Annotated in this window: 16 protein-coding genes and 3 pseudogenes; 12 read left to right on the top strand and 7 right to left on the bottom strand. The window is 60.8% G+C overall.

The annotated features are described in order from the left end of the window. Window positions 1–86 precede the first annotated feature (86 nt). Both MKS85_RS02045 and hemN read left to right on the top strand, forming a co-directional pair. Window positions 87–1,466 carry a coproporphyrinogen III oxidase gene (locus MKS85_RS02045; RefSeq protein ID WP_310662629.1) on the top strand — a complete coding sequence of 460 codons (1,380 nt, stop codon included), beginning with the start codon at window positions 87–89 and terminating at the stop codon, window positions 1,464–1,466. Next, window positions 1,463–2,851 carry an oxygen-independent coproporphyrinogen III oxidase gene (hemN, locus tag MKS85_RS02040; protein WP_188250811.1) on the top strand — a complete coding sequence of 463 codons (1,389 nt, stop codon included), beginning with the start codon at window positions 1,463–1,465 and terminating at the stop codon, window positions 2,849–2,851. The genes MKS85_RS02045 and hemN overlap by 4 nt, the downstream gene beginning before the upstream one ends. Window positions 2,852–2,926: 75 nt before the next feature. Here the strand turns inward: hemN and MKS85_RS02035 are convergent, their stop codons facing one another. The 5 genes from MKS85_RS02035 to MKS85_RS02015 form a co-directional block, all read right to left on the bottom strand. After that, window positions 2,927–5,584, bottom strand: coding sequence for an excinuclease ABC subunit UvrA (locus MKS85_RS02035; protein WP_188250812.1), 2,658 nt, complete (start codon window positions 5,582–5,584; stop codon window positions 2,927–2,929). 295 nt (window positions 5,585–5,879) lie between these two features. Next, window positions 5,880–6,866, bottom strand: a complete 987-nt coding sequence (locus MKS85_RS02030; protein ID WP_281459179.1) for a phosphoribosyltransferase — start codon at window positions 6,864–6,866, stop codon at window positions 5,880–5,882. A 107-nt stretch (window positions 6,867–6,973) separates the two neighbouring features. Beyond that, window positions 6,974–7,423 carry a DoxX family protein gene (locus MKS85_RS02025; protein ID WP_310662628.1) on the bottom strand — a complete coding sequence of 150 codons (450 nt, stop codon included), beginning with the start codon at window positions 7,421–7,423 and terminating at the stop codon, window positions 6,974–6,976. A gap of 150 nt (window positions 7,424–7,573) precedes the next feature. After that, window positions 7,574–9,133: a GMC family oxidoreductase gene (locus MKS85_RS02020; protein WP_223194325.1), complete on the bottom strand. Its 1,560-nt coding sequence runs from the start codon at window positions 9,131–9,133 to the stop codon at window positions 7,574–7,576. Window positions 9,134–9,502: 369 nt separating this feature from the next. Then, on the bottom strand, window positions 9,503–10,264 hold the full coding sequence (locus tag MKS85_RS02015) for an alpha/beta hydrolase (protein WP_047225817.1): 762 nt from the start codon (window positions 10,262–10,264) through the stop codon (window positions 9,503–9,505). Between the two features lie 447 nt (window positions 10,265–10,711). On the opposite strand from MKS85_RS02015, the gene MKS85_RS02010 reads away from it, so the two are divergent. Then, the gene (locus tag MKS85_RS02010) at window positions 10,712–10,858 is read left to right on the top strand and encodes a hypothetical protein (RefSeq protein WP_310662627.1); all 147 of its coding nucleotides are present in this window, start codon (window positions 10,712–10,714) and stop codon (window positions 10,856–10,858) included. A 41-nt stretch (window positions 10,859–10,899) separates the two neighbouring features. Further along, window positions 10,900–11,094 (top strand): annotated as a pseudogene (locus MKS85_RS02005) (response regulator transcription factor); the annotation flags it as partial. 39 nt (window positions 11,095–11,133) lie between these two features. Here the strand turns inward: MKS85_RS02005 and MKS85_RS02000 are convergent. Further along, window positions 11,134–11,328, bottom strand: a pseudogene (locus MKS85_RS02000) (Lrp/AsnC family transcriptional regulator); the annotation flags it as partial. A 132-nt stretch (window positions 11,329–11,460) separates the two neighbouring features. On the opposite strand from MKS85_RS02000, the pseudogene MKS85_RS01995 reads away from it, so the two are divergent. From MKS85_RS01995 to mdeB, 3 genes and pseudogenes are all read left to right on the top strand, one after another. After that, window positions 11,461–11,599 (top strand): annotated as a pseudogene (locus MKS85_RS01995) (1-aminocyclopropane-1-carboxylate deaminase); the annotation flags it as partial. Window positions 11,600–11,670: 71 nt separating this feature from the next. Next, on the top strand, window positions 11,671–12,165 hold the full coding sequence (locus MKS85_RS01990) for a transketolase (RefSeq protein ID WP_310662626.1): 495 nt from the start codon (window positions 11,671–11,673) through the stop codon (window positions 12,163–12,165). A 57-nt stretch (window positions 12,166–12,222) separates the two neighbouring features. Beyond that, a complete protein-coding gene (mdeB, locus tag MKS85_RS01985; protein WP_310662625.1) occupies window positions 12,223–14,928 on the top strand; it encodes an alpha-ketoglutarate dehydrogenase in 2,706 nt (901 codons plus the stop codon). Window positions 14,929–15,017: 89 nt separating this feature from the next. Here the strand turns inward: mdeB and MKS85_RS01980 are convergent, their stop codons facing one another. Next, the gene (locus MKS85_RS01980) at window positions 15,018–15,647 is read right to left on the bottom strand and encodes a hypothetical protein (RefSeq protein WP_310662624.1); all 630 of its coding nucleotides are present in this window, start codon (window positions 15,645–15,647) and stop codon (window positions 15,018–15,020) included. Between the two features lie 229 nt (window positions 15,648–15,876). Here MKS85_RS01980 and nosR point away from each other — a divergent pair, with 229 nt between their 5' ends. Genes nosR through MKS85_RS01955 form a run of 5 tightly spaced genes read left to right on the top strand, consistent with a single transcriptional unit; the run spans window position 15,877 to window position 23,105 of the window. After that, window positions 15,877–18,045: a transcriptional regulator NosR gene (nosR, locus tag MKS85_RS01975; RefSeq protein WP_310662623.1), complete on the top strand. Its 2,169-nt coding sequence runs from the start codon at window positions 15,877–15,879 to the stop codon at window positions 18,043–18,045. A 53-nt stretch (window positions 18,046–18,098) separates the two neighbouring features. Further along, window positions 18,099–20,018, top strand: coding sequence for a TAT-dependent nitrous-oxide reductase (gene nosZ / locus MKS85_RS01970; RefSeq protein ID WP_047225819.1), 1,920 nt, complete (start codon window positions 18,099–18,101; stop codon window positions 20,016–20,018). A 26-nt stretch (window positions 20,019–20,044) separates the two neighbouring features. After that, a complete protein-coding gene (locus MKS85_RS01965; RefSeq protein WP_310662622.1) occupies window positions 20,045–21,364 on the top strand; it encodes a nitrous oxide reductase family maturation protein NosD in 1,320 nt (439 codons plus the stop codon). After that, on the top strand, window positions 21,361–22,278 hold the full coding sequence (locus MKS85_RS01960; RefSeq protein ID WP_310662621.1) for an ABC transporter ATP-binding protein: 918 nt from the start codon (window positions 21,361–21,363) through the stop codon (window positions 22,276–22,278). Before MKS85_RS01965 ends, MKS85_RS01960 begins: the two co-directional genes overlap by 4 nt. After that, entirely contained in the window at window positions 22,275–23,105 is an 831-nt protein-coding gene (locus MKS85_RS01955) for an ABC transporter permease (protein ID WP_047225822.1), read from the top strand. Before MKS85_RS01960 ends, MKS85_RS01955 begins: the two co-directional genes overlap by 4 nt.

The following is a 23,105-nucleotide window of genomic DNA, read 5'->3' as shown; positions in this document are numbered from 1 at the left end:
GGCGTATGCAGTGCGCTTGATACAGGTCAAGGCGACCCATCGGGACAAGTCCGACACTGTGCCTGCGCAGCCATTCGGAGATTGTCATGTTCGACCTGTTCCACACCCCCGGTGATCGAGCCCCGCGCCGTACCCCGGCGGTGGCTGATGTCGATTGCCCGGTCGGTACGCGCAAATTCCATACGGGGGTTGGCTCGCTCGATCTGCTTCGGGAGTTGCGCGACAGCCGCCATAAACGGCGGCCGCTGTCCCTGGCGGTGCATCTGCCTTCGCGCTTGCGTTTGTCATCGTGTTCGCCCCTGGCGAGCGTGTGCCGGTGTGGCGAGATCGAGGGCTATCTGCAACACCTGACCTATGAAATCGGATTGGTCGGTTGTCACTTGGGCGCAGGGCGTCGGGTCGAGGCGTTCTGCCTGACTGGCGGTACGCCGGTGATCGCCCATTTGCAGCGGTTGATGGATGACCTGCGCAAACGTTTCGAGTTCTGTGAATACGACAGCGCCGAACACAGCATCGAGGTCGACCTGCATCACACCGACTGGTCCACCATGGGGCTGATTCGCGACCAGGGATTCACCCACGTCAGCATCGGTGTACCGGACATTGGCCTGGACAGCGATTTGTCCGTGGATTGCTATCAGAACCCGGCACCGATTCATTCGCTGATCGATGCCGCGCGAACCTTCGGTTTCCGTTCCATCAACATCGATCTCGGTTATGGCAATGCCTGGCAAACGCCCCACAGCTTCGCGCGCAAACTGGCCACGCTGATCGAACTGGAGCCAGATCGGCTGCATGTGTTCGACTACGCCCATGCGCCGTATCGCTATCGTTCGAAAAAACACCAAGCGGCGGATGCCTTCAGCAGCCAGGCCGATACAGACACCATGCGCCAAATCTGCTGCGAGCAACTGACCGGGGCGGGGTATCACTACATCGGGCTGGGGCAGTTCGTCAGGGCGGACGATGACCTGGCCGTCGCCCAAGAGCACGGGCGCCTGCATCGCAATTGCCAGGGTTTCACCCGACGCGGTTGCTGTGACCACCTGGGTTTCGGCCTGTCGGCCATCACCCAGATCGAACACTTGTACGTGCAGAACACCGATGACCTGCTGGAGTACTGCCAGCAGCTGGACGCCGGGCAGTTGCCTGTGTGTCGCGGTTGGCGCTGTGAAGCGCAGGACCTGCTCAGGGCCGCGGTGACCGAGCAACTTGCCTGCGACCTGGAGCTGGATATCCCGGCCATGGAAGCGCGTTTCGGCGTGGTGTTGCGCGATTATTTCGCGTCCATCTGGCCGCAGCTGGAGGTATTGCGCAGCCAGGGTTTGATCGAATTGACCAGCCGTTTTATCGGCATCTTGCCCGCCGGGCGCCTGAGTGTGGATGCGATCTGCAATCTGTTCGATCCAGTTCCCGACGACGCAGGCACTTTGACCGGCCCCTTTGACAGGTTGACCCCATCATGAATGCTGTATCCGCTTTCAATCGCGCCCTGGTCGAGAAGTACGACCGTCCGGGGCCGCGCTACACCTCCTATCCGACGGCCCCGCAGTTCCATCAGGCTTTTGCCATGGATGAGTACCGCCAGGCCGCCGAGCTGAGCAACCAGGCCCCGGTGCCCAAACCCTTGTCGGTCTACATCCATATTCCGTTCTGCCAGAGCCTTTGCTACTACTGCGCGTGCAACAAAATCATTACTCGCAAGACTCATCGCGCCGCTGAATACCTGACTTACCTCAAGCGTGAGATCGGCCTGCAGGCGGCGTTGTTCGACCGTTCGCGCAAACTGACGCAACTGCACCTGGGCGGTGGCACGCCGACCTATCTGACCCATGAGCAACTGGCCGATCTGATGGAGTGCCTGCACCAGGCGTTCGACATGGATGACAGTGACGCCCATGAGTTTTCCATCGAGGTTGATCCGCGGACCATCGATGCGCAACAGATCCAGGGGTTGCGCCAGCTGGGGTTCAATCGCCTGAGCTTCGGCGTCCAGGATTTCGATGCCCAGGTGCAAGCCGCGGTCAATCGGGTGCAGAGCGAGGCCCAGGTCGTCGAGTTGGTGGAGGCGGCCCGGCTGGCGCGTTTCAAGTCCGTCAGTGTCGATCTGATCTACGGCTTGCCGCTGCAAACCATCGCCAGTTTCGATGTGACCCTGAGCAAGATCATCGCCCTGCGTCCTGACCGGATCGCCGCCTACAGCTATGCGCATCTGCCGCAACGGGTGCGGGCGCAACGGATGATCCGACCCGAAGACATGCCGCCGCCGGAGCGCAAGCTGGAGTTGCTGGAACTGACCATCAATCGTCTGACCGAAGCCGGTTATGTCTACATCGGCATGGACCATTTCGCCTTGCCGGACGACGAGTTGGTGCGCGCTCGGGTCCAGGGCACGCTGCAACGCAACTTCCAGGGGTATTCCACCCATGCCGATTGCGATTTGATCGGCCTGGGTGTGTCTTCGATCGGTAAGGTCGGTGACAGCTATGGTCAGAACGTCAAGGAGCTTTCCCAGTACTACGCTCGCCTGGATCAAGGCCTGCTGCCAGTGCAGCGTGGCTATCGCCTGAGCGACGATGACCGGTTGCGCCGCGAGGTCATCAGCGAATTGATGTGCCATGGACGGATCGATTTCACCCGGATCCAGATCAGTCACGGTGTGGGTTTCAACGAGTACTTTGCCGATGCCCTGGTCCGGCTTGAGGAACTGGTGCGCGACGGACTGCTGGAGATCCACCCCGACTCGCTGGTGCTGCTGCCCCAGGGGCAATTGATGATGCGCAACGTGGCCATGGCTTTCGACGCGTACCTGGGCGTGGACCAGACGGTCCAGTATTCGCGTACGGTTTGACGAGCGCTCCCGCTGGCTGCGCAGCCAGCGGGGATAACCCCCTCGCCACAGGCCGTGCGCCAGGCAGGTTGCCCTTCAACCTCCAGGCTGCAGCACCCTGCCCAGAAAGGCCGCCGTTCGACTTTCCTGGCATTTCGCGACCTTCGCCGGAGCCCCGCATACCACGACTTTCCCGCCCTGGCTCCCAGCGCCCGGGCCGATGTCGATGACCCAATCACTCTGCGCCACCACGCGCATATCATGCTCCACCACAACCACGCTGTGGCCTTCATCCACCAGGCGATTTAATTGCACCAGCAAGCGATCCACGTCCTGGGGATGTAAGCCGTTGGTTGGCTCATCCAGCACGTACAAAGTGGCGCCCCGGGCTTTGCGTTGCAGCTCGGTGGCCAGTTTGATGCGCTGGGCCTCGCCGCCGGACAGTTCCGTGGCCGGTTGGCCCAGGCGCAGATAACCCAGCCCGATATCCTGCAGCACTTGCAGTGAGCGCTTCGCCGACGCCTGCTCGGCAAACACCTCAAGCGCCTGGTTCACGGTCAGTTGCAACACCTGAGCGATATTCAGCCCCTGCCAGTTCACTTCAAGGGTCTGGGGGTTGTAGCGATCCCCGTGGCACGTGGGGCAGGGTGCATACACGCTGGGCATGAACAACAGCTCGACGCTGACGAAACCCTCGCCCTCGCAGGTTTCGCAACGGCCTTTGGCGACATTGAAGGAGAACTGTCCCGCATCGAAACCCAGTTCCTGCGCCTGAGGCGTGGCGGCGAACAATTTACGTACGTGATCGAACAGCCCGGTGTAGGTAGCGAGGTTGGAGCGCGGGGTGCGGCCGATGGGTTTCTGGTCCACCTGGACCAGCCGCTTGACCGACTCGAGTCCGGCGGTGACGTGGCCACCGCTGGTTTGCAGCGGTTCATCTTCCAGGCTTTGTTCGTCGGCTTCGGCGTTGTGGCTGGCCTGGCCCAGATGGCCACCCACCAGGTCCAGCAGGGCCTGGCTGACGAGGCTGGATTTACCCGAGCCGGAAATGCCGGTCACGGCGCTGAAGCAACCCAAGGGAAAGGCGGCGCTGAGGTTATCCAGATTGTTGCGGGTGATGCCTTCCAGGCGTAGCCAATCCTTGGGTGTTCGAGGCGTACGCCCCGCAGCGCTGTTCTGGGCAAACAGGTAGGCGCGGGTGCGTGACTCCGGCACCTGCCGCAGGCCCGCGGGTGGACCGCTGTAGAGGATTTTTCCGCCTTGTTCCCCCGCGTCGGGGCCGACGTCGATGAGCCAGTCGGCGCGGCGCATGGTGTCCAGGTCGTGTTCGACCACAAACACCGAATTACCCGAGGCCTTGAGGCGTTGCAGGGCTTGGAACAGCGCTTCGCTGTCGGCCGGGTGCAGGCCGGCGGAGGGTTCATCCAGCACATAGATCACGCCGAACAGCTGGGAGTTGAGCTGGGTTGCCAGGCGCAGGCGTTGCAGCTCGCCGGAAGACAGCGTCGGTGTGCTGCGCTCCAGGGCCAGGTAGCCGAGGCCCAGGTCGATCAAGGTGACGATGCGCTCCAGCAATTCAGCGGCGATGCGTTGGGCGGCCAGGCGTTTTTCCAGGGACAGATTGTGGGTGTGGCGTGCATCAGGCCCACCGGCGTGGGGATTTTCACCCCGGGCGGCGCGTTGCTCGCGGGCCTCGCGGGTTTGCTGGTGGGTGAGGGTTGTTCCCGGTTCCTCGGCTTGTGCCAGATAATCGGGGGCGGCAACGCCCTTGAGCACCTCGGCCAGTTCCAGCAACGGCAGGTGGGACAGTTCGGCGATGTCCAGGCCGGCAAAGGTCACCGTCAGTGCCTGGCGCTTGAGGCGTTTACCTTCGCACACCGGGCAAGGGCTGGCGCGCATGTATTGCGCCACGCGTTTGCGCATCTGGGCGCTTTGGGAGTGCATGAACGTGTGCAGCAGGTAGCGTCGGGCGCCGCTGAACGTGCCTTGATAGCTGGGCTCGAGTTTGCGCTTGAGGGCTGCGCGGGTCTGGGCCGGGGTGAGCCCGGCGTACACCGGGACAGTGGGGGTTTCTTCGGTGAAGAGAATCCAGTCACGCTGCTTTTTGGGCAGGTCGCGCCAAGGAACGTCGACGTCATAACCCAGGGTTACCAGGATGTCTCGCAGGTTCTGGCCCTGCCAGGCCATGGGCCAGGCCGCCACGGCGCGTTCGCGGATGGTCAACGAAGGGTCCGGCACCATGGACGCTTCGGTCACTTCATAGACCCGGCCCAGGCCGTGGCACTGCTGGCAGGCCCCCTGAGGCGTGTTGGGCGAGAAATCCTCGGCGTACAGCATCGGTTGGTCGGCCGGGTAGCTACCCGCTCGGGAGTAGAGCATGCGGATCAGGCTCGACAAGGTGGTGACGCTGCCCACCGAGGATCGCGCGCTGGGCGTGCCGCGCTGCTGTTGCAAGGCCACCGCTGGCGGCAGACCTTCGATACTGTCCACGTCCGGCACGCCCACCTGGTCGATCAGGCGCCGGGCATAAGGCGCGACTGACTCGAAATAACGGCGCTGGGCTTCGGCATAAAGCGTGGAAAAGGCCAGCGACGACTTGCCCGACCCCGACACGCCAGTGAATACCACCAGGGCATCGCGAGGGATGTCGACGTCGACATTCTTGAGGTTGTGCTCGCGGGCGCCACGCACCCGGACGAAACCGGTGTCTTCAGGCAATGGCGAAGCGGAGGCGGGACCGGAGCGTGGGGGCATGGAGCGTTCCTTGTTTGCGTCTGTTCAACGCGTGGAGGCTTTCTGGCGAAACGGCGTCACTCGGAGAGTGGAACCTGAGTCACAGCACTGATATTTATGCGACCGGGTTCGTCGATTCTCGTGCAATAAAAATTTTCTCCGAAGCGAAGAGATGAGAAAAGCTTCGCAATTGTCATGGAAACGGACCCCGGATGCCTCGATCAAAGCTGTTCACTGCTCTGTTTGTTGCGCTGCTGTGGATGATAACCAGCGTGGCCCGCAGTGATAACCAGCGGCGTGTTCGCCATTTTCGCGTTCAGGATGGCGCCCCAGGCGTACCGTGTTTCCAATCTGCCGCGCCGATCAATCTTCCCCGGCCGCACCCGGCATCCCACCAGATGACCCGCAGCAAAGGCGCTTGCTGCGCGATCAGGATCGCTTGTGTCGGGTCGCTTTCAACGAAGTGCGTGCACCCCAATTGTACGCATGCCCGGGCTTTGTAGAGGGCAACCTGTTCTGGGCTGTCGTTGCACGAGCGGGTATCTCTCATGATCAGCGGTGTCCCGCCATGGCCGTGCTGGCTTAGCCAGGCTTGAGTACGAACGCGATCCATCTCCGGGCGCCCGGTGATAATCGCCTTCACCCGCCCCAGAGGTGGCAGCTGCTTGAAGGGCTCGAGGCGGTCGCGTTCGCCAAGCGCCGCACTCAAGTCCGCCGCATAACGTTGGAGCGGGATATCTGGAAGCAGTATTCCGTCGAGGTCGATGGCGTACACGTCGTAATCATGGTCATGGGCCATCCTGCCGGTACGCCCGCCACCGGTGTCGATCCAGCGATCGCGATAGGCGCAGGTAAGGGCTTGGCGCTCCCAAGGGAACTGCAAGAAATACCCTCGCCCGTCCAGCCCGTAATCGGGGCGTATACCGCTTAGGTCGTCAAAGCCGACAGTGAAAACCCTCACGATCAATCCCCTGCGCTGCAAGAATGCCAGGCAGTCCTTCAGGGTGTGCCCGGTGCCAGCGATGTCTTCACAGAGCAACACCTTGCTGCCTGGAGGAGGAAGGGGGATCGACGAGTCCCAAATCACGCTCCGATCGACCCGGTAATAGCGCAAAAAGGCCGGTTCAACGCCCGTGGCATGCGAGACCATCAGCGCTAAGGGGCCTCCACCTCGCAATATACCGATGATGCTACTGAACGCTTCTTCGAGAAGCGTAGGCTGTATCGACGCGACCAAGCGATCCATCTGCTCATACGAGATAGGCAGCACGGGTTTGAGCACGTGCGATTTCTGGACAGACACTGTTTTATCCGGTGATGAAAGCGAGTGTTCGGTGGGTGCTTGATGGCCCTACGGAGCCGTCACAGGGCTATGGGGTTGGCACAGGGTTCGATGTCCAGTCGTTTGACTCACCACCGTCGGCGTCTATTAAGGAAAGTCTGAAGGACAGATCGCGATACTCGCCCTTTGCTTTCAACCAACGGCAGCAGAGAACGGACGGCATCGCTGCGCAGGTAAAGCGAAGCCCAGGCCGCAATGCCCAACATCCCACTGATGATCTGCGAGGCGGAGCCCAATTCACCCAGGCGCAAATGGGTGCAAATGGCACCACCCAGGAATCCTGTCACCAGTATTGCGCCCAACACGGCGGTTCTCGGAATCATGTAGAGCGCGGTGCAAACCAGGATGATGCTGCCAATGACAGAGGAGAGGTGATCGGGGAATCCGGTCAGCTCCATGTTTTTTGCGAGGACTTGGGGCGCGAAAATATTCACACCGGCGTCGGCAAGTAATGCCAACACCACCAGAGCGCCCAGGACTCTGCCCGTCCAGTGCGCGACGCTGGTTTTTTTCTGCATATCTGAAATCATGATTATGACCGTGGTAAAACTCATTGGGTGGGTTGACGCACACGCGTTAATTCAAGCAAGGCCCGGTTCTCCCGCAGGGTTCGGCGCAGCCCTCGGCGAGTGGCCGGCTCGAACACAGTCACCGGCGCCTGCTGACGCTCAAAGCTCGTAAGTGGTCCATATAGCCTCCACGGCCCGCTCACCGATCACGACGCACGGAGCCATCGTATTGCCGCTCGTGACATGCGGCATGATGGAGGCATCGGCAATGCGCAGGCCCTGGACTCCATAGACTCGCAGTTGACCATCGACCACGGACATCGCGTCCTGGCCCATTTTTGCCGTACCGCATTGGTGCCAGTAAGTAACGGCAGCGTTGCGAGCGTAATGTTCGAGCGATTGGGTGTTGAGTTTTCCAGGCAGGCTTTCACGTTTGACCAAGCCCTTGAAGGGCGCCTGCGCGCCCAGTTCCTGGACAAATCGGATGTTTTCCAGCGCGTTGCGCCGGTCGGTCGGATGCGACAGCGTGTTGGGTTCAATGATGGGGGCATCGGTCACATTCGGGCCGCTGAGCTTGACCCGGCCGCGACTTTCCGGATGGGCAAGGCCAGCGAACATTGTCCAGCCATGTGCGGGAACGCCGAGTGAGGCGTTCTCTGCGCTGGGCACTGGAAATTCAACTTGGCAGTGGAACATATCGGGGAGATGCAAAGCGCTTTCGCTGCTCCAGTAGAGCGTCGCCTCCGAGCCGCCGTAACCCACCGGCTGTGGAGCCGCGTATTCGAAAATAACGGCAAAGGACACGTGGTCCTGATGATTGGCGCCAACGCCGGGGAGATGCTGGACGAGCGGAATACCATGGCGCTGCAGTTCCTCCTCCGGCCCCACGCCTGATTGCATCAGGACCTTGGGGGTGTTGACCGCCCCCAACGAAAGAATGACTTCGTGATCGGCGTAAAAGCACTCGATCTGCCCATCTTTTATGGTTTGTACGCCGATGGCGCGTTGGTCCCTGAAGAGCACGCGACTGACAAGCGTATCAGTCAGGACCGTGAGGTTGGGCTGACCACAGCGTGGAGCGACGTAGGCGCGGTAAATGGAATTACGCCGGCCGTCCTTGACGATGAGGTCGTTCAAGGCTGCACCTCCGCGGCCTTCCATCATGGCGCCGTTCGGGTTCTCGAAAGCCGGTATACCCATGCCGGCAGCCGCACTGATCATGGCGTTGGCAATCGGTTGGGCGTCTCGCACAGGCGCGACATGAACCGGTCCGCCCTTGCCGCGACGCACCGGATCGCAGGTGCCCTGATAGTCTTCCACGCGTTGATAAATTTTCAGGACCGACGCGTAGTTCCACGCCGGGTCGCCACTGAGTGCGGCGAAGTCTTCCCAGTCGTTTTTATGGCCGCGGGCCCACAGCATGACATTGACGCTGGACCCGCCCCCCAAGCCGCGGCCCATATTCAATGGGATTTTCCGGTCGTTGAGATGAGGGTTCGCGGCGCCCACGAAGTTCCAGTCGCGCTCGGTGCCCAGGTTCAGCGGCCAATTCCCCGGTTCCAGCACGTGGGGGTGGTCATCGCTGCCTCCCGCCTCGATGAGCAACACTTCCACCTCGGGATTCTCGGCCAGTCGTCCGGCCACGACGGAGCCGGCGGTTCCCGCGCCACAGACGATGAAATCGAAATGGTGTTTATTCCGTGCGCAATTCATAGGCATGAGCGAGGTTCCTTGGTCGGGGTGGTATCGCTCGCCAGGTTCAAGCGTAGATCGAGGTGCAAAATCATTGCTGGGGAGAACATGCGGTGAATCTCGCTAGGGTATTGATAGGGGAAGCCGGGCACGATGACGGGTCAATCGACTGCCGTTTTGTTTGCTGGGCAATGAGTGACGGCAGGGGGGCAAAAGGTTCCAACGGATGTTTGCCGGCGGCTGGGTAGCAGGAGGCGAAGCTCAATCTCGCCAGATGTGATGACTGCTGCGAGGGAAGTGCGTTGCGTCCGAGCTTCCGCCAACTTGTCCTGAGACCGGTGGCAATCCATCCTGACGCAGCACTTCCCTCGATCCCGGCGCAGAAGAGGCCTGAAATTATTGGCTCTTCTGAACAGCCTGGATGATGACTTTTGCAACATCTGCCGGGCGTGACTGTTGCGGCACGTGGCTGGCGTCGATTTCGGTGACCTTGGCACCGATCTTCTTGGCGAAAGCTCGCTGCAGATCAGGCTGGATCATCCGGTCTTCCTTGGCCACGACGTACCAGGATGGCTTGCCTTTCCAGGCGGCGGCGCTGGTTTTGTCATCGAATGCCGAGGCGCGGATCGGCCCTTGCGTCGCGGCCATTACCGCGGTTTGCTCTGCGGAAAGATCCTGGGCAAAACCGGTGGCCATGCCCTCGGCGGTCATGTACAAGAAACCGTTTTTGTCGGCGGCGATGTCTTTCACGCCGGACGGGGCAGGGTAGTCCTTGCCCAGGTCTTTACTGGCTTGACCGGCATCCGGAGCGAACGCGGCGACGTACACCAGGCTGCGTACTTTCTTGTCGGTGCCAGCCTCGCTGATGACGGTACCGCCCCAGGAGTGGCCGACCAATACGACATCGTTCTCCTGGTTGTTCAGGACACGTTGCGTGGCGGCGACATCGTCAGCCAGCGAGGTCAGCGGGTTTTGTACCACGGTGACCTTGATGCCTTCCGCCTGCAGCAGCGGGACGACCTTGCCCCAATCTGATCCGTCGGCGAAAGCGCCATGGACGATGACGACAGAAGGTTGCTGCGCCGCGGCATGGACCGCGCCGCCGAACAATGAACAGGTCATGGCGAGTGTGAGGGCAAGGGCCTTGGGTTTGAACATGATGCGATCTCCTGTATGGGGTGAGCGCAGTTTCAGCAATACTCGGCGGCTGAGGTATCGGTCATTTATCCGAGGCGGTGAATAATGTTCAATCGAATGCCCGGAGGAAACGACATGTCGGCAGGTGGCGCGGCTGCGACCCTCAAAGCCCTGACGCTGGGGTGGATTGGAGGCTAAGTCGAATAAGTCTTTTGTTTCAATCGCTTGGCAGCATCGTTGGTTTCGGCAGGTTCACTTGCGCGCGGGTGGGAAAAAGCCTGGACAGGCGCCAAGTTATTTTTATTGCGTGGTTTCTAATTTACTTGCAATAAAAATCGTTTTTATGATCATGAGAAAAATATTGTTTCGTATTTTATTGAAAAGATGCAACACGCTTTTTATTGAATCTACCTAAGATTAAGCAGCGGACCTGTCGAATAAGCTGAATAAAATAACCAGGAGCTGAGCATGATGGACCTGAACGGTTTTAGTTGCCTGTCAAGCAATGCCGAGAGCCACGTCATGGCGGCTCATCATGTCTGGCTCATTCCTGGAGCACTTCCAGACGACGGTTTTGAAAAGAGCGCAGCCAGCCACCGCGGCAACCCGGCTTGAGCGAGAAGGGCAGGCGCGCCATGGCCGTCTCCAGAGCAAGCAGCAGCCCACTCTCCGAACGTGAAACACAAATCTTGCGCTGCATCAGTGAGGGCGGCAGCAATAAGGAAGTGGCGCGTCAGCTTGGCATCAGCCCGAGTACGGTGCGCACTCACGTCGAAAGCATGTTCCGCAAACTGCAATGCACCACTCGTGCAGCGGCCACACTCAAGGCGCTGAGCCTGGGGTTGATCTGATTCAGAGCGAAGACGGCACCTGGCGCATCCCCATGAATTGTCCAACCGCGCGACGATGCCCCTGATCAGCCCTGCCTGCTTGAGCCGTTCGACACGTCTCAGGCACGCCGGGGCGCTCAATTTCACTGTGTCGGTCAGTGCAACGTTGGAGATGGATGCATCGCGCTGCAAGGGTTTGAGAATCGCGCAGTCGGTGCGATCAAGCTGCACGGGGCAGGGCACGGGAGGTATCAGGTTTTCGTTGTTTTTTTATTGTGCTGGTGATGACTGGAGAGCAATAACACAACGAAAATACTGGTCAGATCGAAATAATGTTTTTTAATCGGCGATCAACTTGCAACACATGTTTTAGATTTTTTTCTTACTATTTATTCATCGAAGTCGCTGCACGCACTTGGATATCCAACTCGTAGCGAGTTCCCTGAGGGGGGCAAAAGTGCTTTACGCGCATTTGGGTGGAGTGTCTGCCCTCAATGCCTATAGTTTCCTGTTCCGTAACGGTTGAGATGTATCGGCGCACGACAATCGAGGAGCGAGCCTGGCGACAGGTTCGCTCTTCAGGATCAGGTCGTGCAAATGGGTGCAGATTATCGGGGAGTGAGTGCAATGGATGCGATGTCGCAAGCAGCAGCCTGGATCAAGGAGCCTTCGGCGGATGTCGGGGTGGTTATTGTCATCAGCGCGTCGTTACCCAAATACATCATTGATCAGGTGCACGTCGCAATAGACGACTGGGACCAGGTTGCCTATCTGGCGGTCCAGCGTCCGGCAGAGTTGATGCTCGACTGGCTGCAGTCAGGGGCGAAGCCGATGCAGTCGGTAACAACTTCTCGCTGTCAGGCCAAGCAGCTACTCAGTCCAGTGTGTCCAAATTGCTTTTTGTTGGATGTCGAAGTCGAAGCAGTCCCAAGCCTCGCCTGGCTGGGGTCGGTCTGTGGTCACAAGCTGCGAGTCCTTGAGTTGAGCATCGACGGACCGTCCAGCACGGACATGGACCAACAGGTCGAGCGGATTCTGTCGGCAGCTCAAACCCTGGCCCGGTGCCTGCTGCAAGAGCGATGCGTGCTCTAGCGTAGGGCGTCATCGGTACGCCTTCGAAACACTCCCTGAACCACGCAGGAGTAGTTCATGAACTCGTTCGTCCTTAAAAACACCTTGCCAGCCCAGGCCGAGGAAGATGCGCAGGAGCTCGCCGAGTGGCACGATGCCTTGCTTTCGGTCATCGCCCACCGCGGGGAAGCCCACGCGGGGCGGGTGCTCGACCTGCTCGTCGCTGTCGCTGGTCGCGCTGATTTAGGCTGGCGGCCCCGCTTGGGTACACCCTACATCAACAGCATAAGCGTGGAGCAACAACCCGCGTTTCCAGGAGACCTGGCCACTGAAGAGCGCCTGGCGTCGATCATTCGCTGGAATGCTTTGGCAATGGTGGCTCGGGCCAATCAGGTGTATGGAGAACTGGGCGGACACATTGCCAGTTATGCCAGTGCAGCGGATCTATTCGAGGTCGGCTTCAATCATTTCTTCAAGGCGCGCAACGAAAACTCCGCTGGCGATCTGGTGTTCTATCAGGCGCACTCGGCGCCCGGTGTGTATGCCCGGGCCTACCTTGAGGGGCGCCTTGATGAAACAGACTTGCAGCATTATCGGCAGGAGATCGGTGCTCGCGCAAAAGGCGCCAGGGGCTTGTCCAGCTATCCGCATCCCTGGCTGATGCCGGACTTCTGGCAGTTCCCGACCGGTTCCATGGGGATCGGCCCGATCAGTTCGATCTACCAGGCTCGCTTCATGCGCTATCTGGACCATCGCGGCCTGAAGAACACCCGCGGCCGGACGGTCTGGGGCGTATTCGGCGACGGTGAAATGGATGAGCCGGAAAGCATGTCGGCGCTCACACTCGCCGCGCGTGAAAGGCTCGACAACCTGGTCTGGGTGGTCAATTGCAATCTGCAGCGCCTCGATGGTCCAGTGCGAGGCAACGGCCGAATCATCGACGAGCTGGAGGCGTTATTTGCAGGCGCCGGCTGGAACGTCATTAAGTTGGTCTGGGGCTCGGATTGGGATTCGCTATTTGCGCGCGACCACGACGGCGCCCTGGTTGAGGCATTGTCGAATACTGTCGATGGTCAGTTTCAAACGTTTGCCGCCAAGGACGGGCGTTTTAATCGCGAGCATTTTTTCGGACAGAGCGAAGCGCTGGCGCAATTGGCTCGAGGCCTGACCGACGAGGATATTGATCGCCTCAAGCGCGGCGGTCACGACATGGTGAAAATTTTTGCCGCTTATCACCGGGCCGCGCTCGAAGACACAAAGCCGACGGTGATTCTCGCGCAGACGAAAAAGGGCTTTGGCATGGGGGAGGCCGGTCAGGGCAAGATGACCGGGCACCAGCAGAAGAAGCTCGACAGTGAAGCGCTCCTCGCTTTCCGCAATCGCTTCAATCTGCCACTGTCCGACGACCAGGCGACCTCCCTGGCGTTCTTCAAGCCCGACGCCGACAGCGCGGAGATGCGCTACCTCCATGAGCGCCGTCGGGCGCTGGGCGGCTACCTGCCGACACGGCACTCGTCGTGTGACGACGATAAGGTTGCCGTGCCCGAGATCGATCGTTACGCCAGTTTCGCCATCAATGCCGGAAATAAGGAAATGTCCACGACCATGGCCTTCGTGCGCATGCTCAGCGGGCTGCTGCGGGACACCACGCTGGGTCCACGCATTGTGCCGATCGTGGCGGATGAGGCGCGCACCTTCGGCATGGCCAGCCTGTTCAAGCAGATCGGTATCTACTCCAGCGTAGGACAACGCTACGAGCCAGAAGACATCGGGTCTATCCTCAGCTATCGCGAAGCGCAGAATGGCCAGATTCTCGAAGAAGGCATCAGCGAGGCCGGTGCAATCAGCTCCTGGGTGGCCGCCGCCACGAGCTATTCGGTGCATGGGTTGCCGATGTTGCCGTTTTATATCTATTACTCGATGTTCGGCTTCCAGCGCATTGGCGATCTGATTTGGGCGGCGGCGGATCAACGTGCTCGCGGCTTTCTTCTCGGCGCAACCGCCGGTCGCACGACGCTGGGCGGCGAAGGCCTGCAGCATCAGGACGGCAGCAGCCATTTGATGGCCGCGACTGTACCCAACTGCCGCGCCTATGATCCGGCGTTCGCCGGTGAGTTTGCGGTGATCCTGGATCACGGCATGCGCCAGATGCTGGAGCGCCAGGTCGACGAGTTCTACTACGTCACCCTGATGAATGAAAACTACCCGCAGCCCGACCTTCCAGGTGGTGTTGAGCAAGACATTCTCAAAGGCATGTATCTGTTTGCCCGGAACGAATTGCAAGACCCTCGTGGCAGCGTCCAATTGCTCGGATCTGGCACTATCCTGCGCGAAGTGATCGCGGCCGCCGAACTGCTCGCCAACGACTGGAACGTTGACAGTCAGGTCTGGAGCGTCACCAGTTTCACCGAACTGGCACGGGACGCGCGCGAGGTCGAGCGCCACAATCGACTGCATCCTCAACAGCTTGGGCGCAGAAGCCATCTACAGGCGTCGCTCAATAATGCGACGCCCGTCGTCGCCTGTAGCGATTACGTCCGGGCCGTGCCAGCGCTGATAGCCAGCTACATTGAGCCTCGCTACACGGTGCTCGGCACCGATGGTTTCGGCCGAAGCGATACCCGCGCTCAACTGCGTCGATTCTTCGAAGTGGATCGTCATCAGATCGTTCTGAGCGCCCTGACCGCGTTGGTTCAAGCACAGACACTGGCGCCGCAGGTGTGCGTCGAAGCGATTGCCCGGTACGCCATCGATGTGGATTGCCTGGCGCCGTGGGAGGCGTGAACAGGGTGCGTCGATAACACTTCAACCTGCAGCACTGATGATATGTCTGCAGGCTGGAGTGTTCAGCTATCCGGATGCTATCGAGCCGCTCACTTCTGCGGCACAGCCTCAGGTGGTTCCGCCACGTCATCAGCGTTGTTCCCCACGCGAGCGGTAACCTGCTTGATTGCAAGCTCGGTGAGTTCGGTCGGCGCCTGGGATGCTATTTGCAACCCTCCTCGGATACGGTGAAAGGTGTTTTCCGCGGTTCTGCCCCAGGTTCCCGGCATGGAACCGTGCGGTAGATCGGCCCGATCGGGCGACCGGATGTTCTGCATTGCCGTTTGTGTGCGTGGGAAGTTGGACGTGGGTACTTGAGCGGGGGCGCCCGGTCCGGGAAGCTCTTGCGTTTTTCGCTCCTTTTCAAGCGCCGCAAGACGAGCCTCGGTTTCAGCGCCCGCCTGAAAGCTCGCATAGGCCGGAATAAGGAGAGCAGGCGAGCCCAATGCGGCCAAAAGCACCTGGCCAAACTGCTGCGCCGGCGTGTCTGAGCCAACGGCCCGTGCCGCTAAGCTGACGCCCATGGCGCTGCCCAACCCGGCAAGTGAGCCGTAGGTTTTACTGAACAGGCTTTGACGAACTTCAGGATTGCTCGGGTCGCTGGCCAACACCGCGTCCGAAGCCGCTTTTGCCAGGCGATTGGCCAAAGGTACATTAGTCGAATCGATGAGTGGCTCCACCGCTACGAAGAGTTCCCTGCGTTGTGTGAACGCAAGCGCTTTCTCGGCAGTGCCCGCTAAAAATAAAGCAGTGCGCGGGGACCGGTGGCTCACTTGGACCAGCCGCCTGATTGCGTCGAGCCCGGCTCTCTGAGGAGTTCATGTCCTCAACTTGATTTCAATCAAGGGCCGCGCAGGGGAGTGGGTCCTACCATGATCGCCAAGATCCTGTCCTTAAGCCCTGGCGTCCATGACCCCTCCCTTTGTGATGCTGCACCCATCCCGCTTCTGGCTCCATGGGCTGTTCGTTCTCCTGCTGTTGATCGCAAGCCTCGCCCAGGCCAAGGACTACGGTGATATCCAGCAACAGCGCATCCACCAGGTCCTGAGCCCGGTCGATTCGATCTCCGAGCCCGACGGCCCCTTCAAGGTTCGCAAACTGTCCGCTGCCGGCAAGGTCGTCGGCTATGTGTTCCAGAGCTTGGATGTGGTGGACATTCCCGCTTATTCAGGCAAGCCCATCAACGTCCAGGTGATCCTCGATCCGGCCGGTGTGATCCTCGATGCTTTTGTGCTTGAGCACCACGAACCGATCCTGCTGATCGGCATTGCTGAAGAAAAACTCCACGCTTTCAGCGCCCGCTATAGCGGCATCAAGGTCAATCAACGGGTGGTGGTGGGGCATTCCAGCGACCCGAACGCGGTGACGGTGGATGCAATTGCCGGCGCCACCGTGACGGCGATGGTGGTCAATGAAGTCATCATGCGCGCCGCTCACGATGTCGCGGTTTCCCTGGAGCTGGTCAAGGGGGACGCGGGGTTGGCGGTGGCGCCGGCACGCGTGCGCGATGACCTCTACGAACCCGCCGACTGGAAAACCTTGACCGGCAACGGCGCGGTGCGTCGCCTGCACCTGACGCGCGGCCAGGCCGATGCTTCCTTCAAGGGGACCGAGGCCGAGGGTGTTGAAGCCGCCAGCGCCGAGCAAGCAGACGACACCTTCATCGACCTGTATGTCACCCACCTGAACCCGCCCACCATCGGTCGCAACCTGCTGGGCGAGGCGCAATACCGCACGTTGATGGCCGAACTCAAACCCGGCGAGCAGGCCATCGCCGTGATGGGCAGCGGTCGCTATTCCTTCAAGGGCTCGGGGTATGTGCGCGGCGGCATTTTCGATCGGGTACAGGTGCGTCAGTTCGGCGACGCCATCAGCTTTCGCGACCTGGACTTCCAGCGTCTGGACGACGTGGCGCCGACGGACATGCCGGAGTTCGACGAAATGGCGATTTTCATCGTCCGCGCCTCTCACCGTTTCGACCCGGGTTCGCCCTGGAGCTTGGAGCTGCTGGTGCGTCGTCAGACCGGACCTGTCAGTGGCTTCTTCAGCAGCTTTGAACTGGCTTATCAATTGCCCGAGCCCTATCTGGAAAGGCCATTGCCAACGGCTGAGCAACTGGCAGCGGCCGAAGAAGCCAGCCGACCGATGTGGTTGACCCTCTGGTACCAGAAAAGCCTCGAGATCAGCGTACTGGGCGTGGCCCTGGTGGTGCTCACGGCGATCCTGTTCCTGCAGGATGCGCTGGCCCGGCGCCCGAAGCTGTTGCACTGGCTGCGTCGCGGCTACCTGATGTTCACCGTGGTGTTTCTCGGTGGTTATGCATTGGCCCAGCTGTCGGTGGTCAATGTGCTGACCTTCGTTCATGCCCTGTTCGAAGGCTTTCGCTGGGAACTGTTCCTCACCGATCCGCTGATTTTCATCCTTTGGGTGTTCACCGCCGCCAGCATTCTGTTGTGGGGGCGCGGGGTGTTCTGCGGATGGCTGTGTCCGTTCGGTGCGTTGCAAGAGTTGCTCAACGAGCTGGCGCGCAAGTTGAAAGTGCCGCAGTACGAGCTGCCGTTCGCCGTCCACGAGAGACTCTGGGCAATCAAATACATCATTTTGCTGGTGCTGTTCGGCGTGTCGCTGGAGTCGATGTCCAGCGCCGAACGGTTGGCCGAAGTGGAGCCCTTCAAGACCGCCATCACCCTCAGGTTCGACCGTCAGTGGTGGTTCGTGGCGTATGCGCTGGGTCTGCTGGTGGTCAACCTGTTCACCCGCAAAGTCTATTGCCGCTACATCTGCCCGTTGGGGGCCGCCCTGGCGATGCCGACCCGGCTGCGGCTGTTCGACTGGCTCAAGCGCCGCAAGGAATGTGGCAACCCCTGCCAGCTGTGCGCCAAGGAATGCGAGATCCAGGCGATTCACCCCGATGGCCGGATCAACGCCAACGAATGTCACTACTGCCTCGATTGCCAGATGACCTGGCACAACGAAAACAAATGCCCGCCACTGATCAACAAGCGCAAAAAGCGCAGCAAGGCGAGCGCGACCGAGACGCAACTGATTCCCGTGGTGCAGGTGACCCCGGCGCCTTAAGACACCCGAATGTCCTGTCCCTTGACCCTTTCATTCTTCATGGAGCACACAGCATGAGCGATAAAAAAACCGAAACCAGCGGCGCGGTCGAAGAACCCAGGGGCGTCAGCCGTCGAGGATTTTTAGGGACCAGTGCGGTGACCGGCGCCGTGCTGGCCGGCGCCACGGCGCTGGGTGGCGCGGTGTTCACCCGTGAGTCCTGGGCTGCGGCGGCCAAGGAAGCCAAGTCCAAAGTCCACGTCGGCCCCGGCGAGCTGGACGACTATTACGGTTTCTGGAGCGGTGGCCATCAGGGCGAGGTGAGGGTGTTGGGCGTACCGTCCATGCGCGAGCTGATGCGTATTCCGGTGTTCAACGTCGACTCGGCCACCGGTTGGGGATTGACCAACGAAAGCAAGCGCATCCTGGGTGACAGCGCCAAGTACCAGAACGGCGACTGCCATCACCCACACATCTCCATGACCGATGGCAAATACGACGGCAAATACCTGTTCATCAACGATAAGGCCAATTCCCGGGTCGCGCGCATTCGCCTGGATATCATGAAGTGCGACAAGATTCTCACCGTGCCCAACGTCCAGGCGATCCATGGCCTGCGCCTGCAAAAGGTGCCGTACACCAAGTACGTGTTCGCCAACGCCGAATTCGTCATCCCGCACCCCAATGACGGTCGCACGTTCGACCTGCAAGACAAGAACAGCTACACGATGTTCAACGCCATCGACGCCGAAAAAATGGAAATGGCCTTCCAGGTGATCGTCGACGGCAACCTGGACAACTCCGACGCCGACTACACCGGCAAGTACGCCGCCAGCACCTGCTACAACTCCGAGAAGGCCTACGACCTGGGCGGCATGATGCGCAACGAGCGCGACTGGGTGGTGGTGTTCAACATCCCGCGCATCGAAGCGGCGATCAAGGCCGGCAAGTTCATCACCCTGGACGGCTCCAAGGTGCCGGTGGTCGATGGTCGTAAAACCGATGGCAAGGACAGCGCGTTCACCCGCTACATCCCGGTGCCGAAGAATCCCCACGGGCTCAATACCTCGTCCGACGGCAAATACTTCATCGCCAACGGCAAGCTGTCGCCCACCGTCTCGATGATCGCCATCGACCGGCTGGATGATCTATTCGACGACCGCTACAAAGACCCGCGCGAGGTGATCGTCGCTGAGCCGGAACTGGGCCTGGGGCCGTTGCATACCACCTTCGACGGGCGCGGCAATGCCTACACCACCTTGTTCATCGACAGTCAGGTGGTGAAGTGGAACATGGACGAAGCCATCCGTGCCTACAAGGGCGAGAAGGTCAACTACATCAAGCAAAAGCTCGATGTGCAGTACCAACCCGGCCACAACCACGCGTCCCTGACCGAAACCAGCGAGGCGGACGGCAAATGGCTGGTGGTCTTGTGCAAGTTCTCCAAGGATCGCTTCCTGCCCACCGGTCCGCTGCACCCGGAAAACGACCAGTTGATCGACATTTCCGGCGAAGAGATGAAGCTGGTACACGATGGCCCGGCCTTTGCCGAACCCCATGACTGCATCCTCGCCCGGCGTGACCAGATCAAGACCCAGAAGATCTGGAGCCGCACCGATCCGTTCTTCGCCGAAACCGTGGCCTTGGCCAAGAAGGATGGCATCAACCTGGAGACCGACAACAAGGTCATCCGTGACGGTAACAAGGTGCGGGTCTACATGACTTCGATGGCGCCGGCCTATGGCCTGACGGAGTTCACCGTCAAGCAAGGCAACGAGGTGACGGTGACGATCACCAACATCGACCAGATCGAAGACGTCTCCCACGGCTTTGTCATGACCAACCACGGCGTGAGCATGGAGATCAGCCCGCAACAGACCTCGTCCATCACCTTCATCGCCGACAAGGCCGGTTTGCATTGGTACTACTGCAGCTGGTTCTGCCACGCCCTGCACATGGAAATGGTCGGGCGCATGCTGGTTGAAAAGGCCTGAGCAGGTTCAATGAGGAGACGGGTTCAATGACCGGTAACCAGCAACAGCCTGCGGGCTACGCTCGCGCACCGGTCATTGTCCTGGTGCTCCTGCTACTGTCGGGCGGCGCGCTTGCCGCGCCGCAGCCGATCACCGACTTGCCATTGCAGGCCGACGGTGAACGGCAATGGCGCCTGCCTGCGGGGCAATACCGCGGCTCGTTCAGCATCGACCAACCCATGACCCTCACGTGCGCGCCGGATGCGGTATTCCAGGGGCAGGGTGAGGGCAATGGGGTGATCATTCGCGCCCCGAACGTCCAGGTCCAGGGCTGTACCTTCCTGGACTGGGGCCACGACCTCACGGCCATGAATGCCGCGGTGTTCATCCAGCCTGTCGCCCAGGGGGCGGTGGTCCGTGCCAACCGCATGCAGGGCCAGGGTTTCGGTATCTGGGTCGATGGCGCGCGGGATGTCAGCCTGATCGACAACCGCATTCAGGGCGATCCCGGGCTGCGCTCCCAGGACCGGGGGAACGGCATTCACTTGTACGCGGTACACGGTGCCCGGGTCATCGGCAACCACGTACGCGAAACTCGCGACGGCATCTATATCGACACCTCCAACGGCAACCTGCTCGAGGGCAACATCCTCGAGGACCTGCGCTACGGCGTGCATTACATGTTCGCCAACGATAACCGTCTGTTGGGCAACGTCACCCGGCGCACCCGCACCGGTTATGCCTTGATGCAAAGCCGTCAACTGACGGTCATCGGCAACCGCTCCGAACAGGACCAGAACTACGGGATCCTGATGAACTACATCACCTATTCCACCCTGCGCGACAACGTGGTCACCGATGTTCGCGACGGGTCCACCGGCGACACCATGATCACCGGTGCCGAGGGCAAGGCCCTGTTCATTTACAACTCATTGTTCAACCGCATCGAAGGCAATCATTTCGAGCGCAGCGCGGTGGGCATCCACCTGACCGCCGGTTCGGAGGACAACCGCATCGCCGGCAACGTGTTCGCTGGCAACCAGCGCCAGGTCAAATACGTGGCCACGCGGTTGCAGGAGTGGTCGGTGGACGGGCGCGGCAATTACTGGAGTGATTACCTGGGTTGGGATCGCAACGGCGACGGACTGGGGGACGTGGCCTATGAACCCAACGACAACGTCGATCGCCTGCTGTGGCTGTACCCCCAGGTACGGCTGTTGATGAACAGTCCGGGTATCGAGCTGCTGCGCTGGGTACAGCGGGCGTTCCCGGTCATGAAATCCCCCGGGGTGATGGACAGCCATCCATTGATGCACGCGCCGCTCCAGCCCCCGCCACGCAACAGTGCTCAGGAGGACGCGTCTTGAACGTCGTCGAGATCGAAGGCGTCAGTCAGCGCTACGGCAATGTCGCCGTGCTGCGCGGGCTGAACCTGAACCTGGCCCAGGGCGAAGTGCTCGGGCTGTTCGGGCACAACGGTGCGGGCAAGACCACGACCATGAAACTGATACTCGGTCTGCTGCGCGCCAGTGAGGGTCAGGTGCGGGTATTTGGCCGCGAGCCGAGTGATCCGGGCGTGCGCAGAATGCTCGGTTACCTGCCGGAGAACGTGATGTTCTATCCGCAGTTGAGCGGGCTGGAAACCTTGCGCCATTTCGCCCGGCTCAAGGGCGCGGCGCCAGACCAGGTCGAGCGCTTGCTGGAGGAGGTCGGGCTGGCGCAAGCGGCCCGGCGGCGTGTGCGCACGTACTCCAAGGGCATGCGCCAACGCCTCGGGCTGGCCCAGGCCTTGCTCGGCCAGCCGCGACTGCTGTTGCTGGACGAACCCACCGTCGGCCTGGATCCCATCGCCACCCAGGACCTCTATCAACTGCTTGATCGGCTGCGCTGGCAGGGCACCAGCATCATTCTTTGTTCGCACGTCTTGCCTGGCGTGGAAGCTCACATCAACCGCGCCGCGATTCTCACCCAAGGTCGCCTGTTGGCCCTGGGCAGCCTGGACCGGTTGCGCGAGGACGCGGGGCTGCCGACGCTGATCCGCGCCTCGGGCCTGTCGCGGGCCGATTGGCTTCGCCAGCATTGGCGCAGCGAAGGACACCTCACCCAAGGGTGGGGCGCGCAAGGGCTGCAGGTGTCCGCGCCGGATGGCAGCAAACTCAAGTTGCTGCGCCAGTTGCTGGCCCAGGATGACCCGACGGATGTCGAGATCAAACCGCCGTCCCTGGAAGATTTGTACCGCCATTACATGGTTCGCGCGGCGACCGAGGAGGCCGGCTCATGAACCCGATCTGGAACATGGCCCGCAAGGAGTTCAGTGACGGCTTGCGCAACCGCTGGTTGTTGGCGATCAGTCTGTTGTTCGCCGTGCTGGCCATCGGCATCGCCTGGCTTGGCGCGGCGGCGTCCGGCCAGTTGGGGTTTACCTCGGTGCCGGCAACGGTGGCGAGCCTGGCCAGCCTGGCAACGTTCCTGATGCCGTTGATCGCCTTGTTGCTGGCCTATGACGCGATCGTCGGCGAGGACGAGAGCGGCACCTTGCTGCTGTTGCTGACGTATCCGTTGGGGCGCGGGCAGTTGCTGCTGGGCAAGTTTGTCGGTCACGGCCTGATCCTGGCGCTGGCGACCCTGATCGGCTTTGGTTGCGCGATGTTCGCCATAGCCCTGCTGGTGGACGATATCGAGCTGAGCCTGCTGCTCTGGGCCTTTGGCCGCTTCATCGTCTCCAGCACGCTGTTGGGTTGGGTTTTTTTGGGGCTGGCCTATGTGCTGAGCAGCCTGTCGGCGGAGAAATCCACCGCCGCCGGGCTGGCGCTGGGGGTGTGGTTTTTCTTCGTGCTGGTGTTTGACCTGGCGTTGCTGGCACTGCTGGTGCTGAGCGAGGGCCGGTTCAGTCCGGACCTGCTGCCGTGGCTGTTGCTGTTCAACCCCACCGATGTGTATCGGCTGATCAACCTGTCGGGGTTCGACGCCGGTTTCAGCGGCGCGGCAGTGCTGACCTTGGGCAGCGACCTGCCGGTGCCCGGGCCTTGGCTCTGGCTGTGCCTGTGGTTGTGGATGGCTGTGCCGTTGTGGCTGGCCTATCGATTGTTCAACCGCCGGTGTCCGTGA

Source organism: Pseudomonas sp. JL2, from assembly GCF_031570495.1.
GTDB classification, from domain to species: domain Bacteria; phylum Pseudomonadota; class Gammaproteobacteria; order Pseudomonadales; family Pseudomonadaceae; genus Aquipseudomonas; species Aquipseudomonas rhizophila.
The sequence above is the reverse complement of the archived record's forward strand: the minus strand, read 5'-3'. Positions and strand labels throughout refer to the sequence as shown.

Bases quoted from the DNA above. Each gene is read 5' to 3' on its own strand.
- MKS85_RS02045 (WP_310662629.1), top strand. From the start codon at position 87: ATGTTCGACCTGTTCCACACCCCCGGTGATCGAGCCCCGCGCCGTACC.
- hemN (WP_188250811.1), top strand. From the start codon at position 1,463: ATGAATGCTGTATCCGCTTTCAATCGCGCCCTGGTCGAGAAGTACGAC.
- MKS85_RS02035 (WP_188250812.1), bottom strand. From the start codon at position 5,584: ATGCCCCCACGCTCCGGTCCCGCCTCCGCTTCGCCATTGCCTGAAGAC.
- MKS85_RS02025 (WP_310662628.1), bottom strand. From the start codon at position 7,423: ATGCAGAAAAAAACCAGCGTCGCGCACTGGACGGGCAGAGTCCTGGGC.
- MKS85_RS02020 (WP_223194325.1), bottom strand. From the start codon at position 9,133: ATGCCTATGAATTGCGCACGGAATAAACACCATTTCGATTTCATCGTC.
- MKS85_RS02015 (WP_047225817.1), bottom strand. From the start codon at position 10,264: ATGTTCAAACCCAAGGCCCTTGCCCTCACACTCGCCATGACCTGTTCA.
- MKS85_RS02010 (WP_310662627.1), top strand. From the start codon at position 10,712: ATGATGGACCTGAACGGTTTTAGTTGCCTGTCAAGCAATGCCGAGAGC.
- MKS85_RS01990 (WP_310662626.1), top strand. From the start codon at position 11,671: ATGGGTGCAGATTATCGGGGAGTGAGTGCAATGGATGCGATGTCGCAA.
- mdeB (WP_310662625.1), top strand. From the start codon at position 12,223: ATGAACTCGTTCGTCCTTAAAAACACCTTGCCAGCCCAGGCCGAGGAA.
- nosR (WP_310662623.1), top strand. From the start codon at position 15,877: ATGACCCCTCCCTTTGTGATGCTGCACCCATCCCGCTTCTGGCTCCAT.
- nosZ (WP_047225819.1), top strand. From the start codon at position 18,099: ATGAGCGATAAAAAAACCGAAACCAGCGGCGCGGTCGAAGAACCCAGG.
- MKS85_RS01965 (WP_310662622.1), top strand. From the start codon at position 20,045: ATGACCGGTAACCAGCAACAGCCTGCGGGCTACGCTCGCGCACCGGTC.
- MKS85_RS01955 (WP_047225822.1), top strand. From the start codon at position 22,275: ATGAACCCGATCTGGAACATGGCCCGCAAGGAGTTCAGTGACGGCTTG.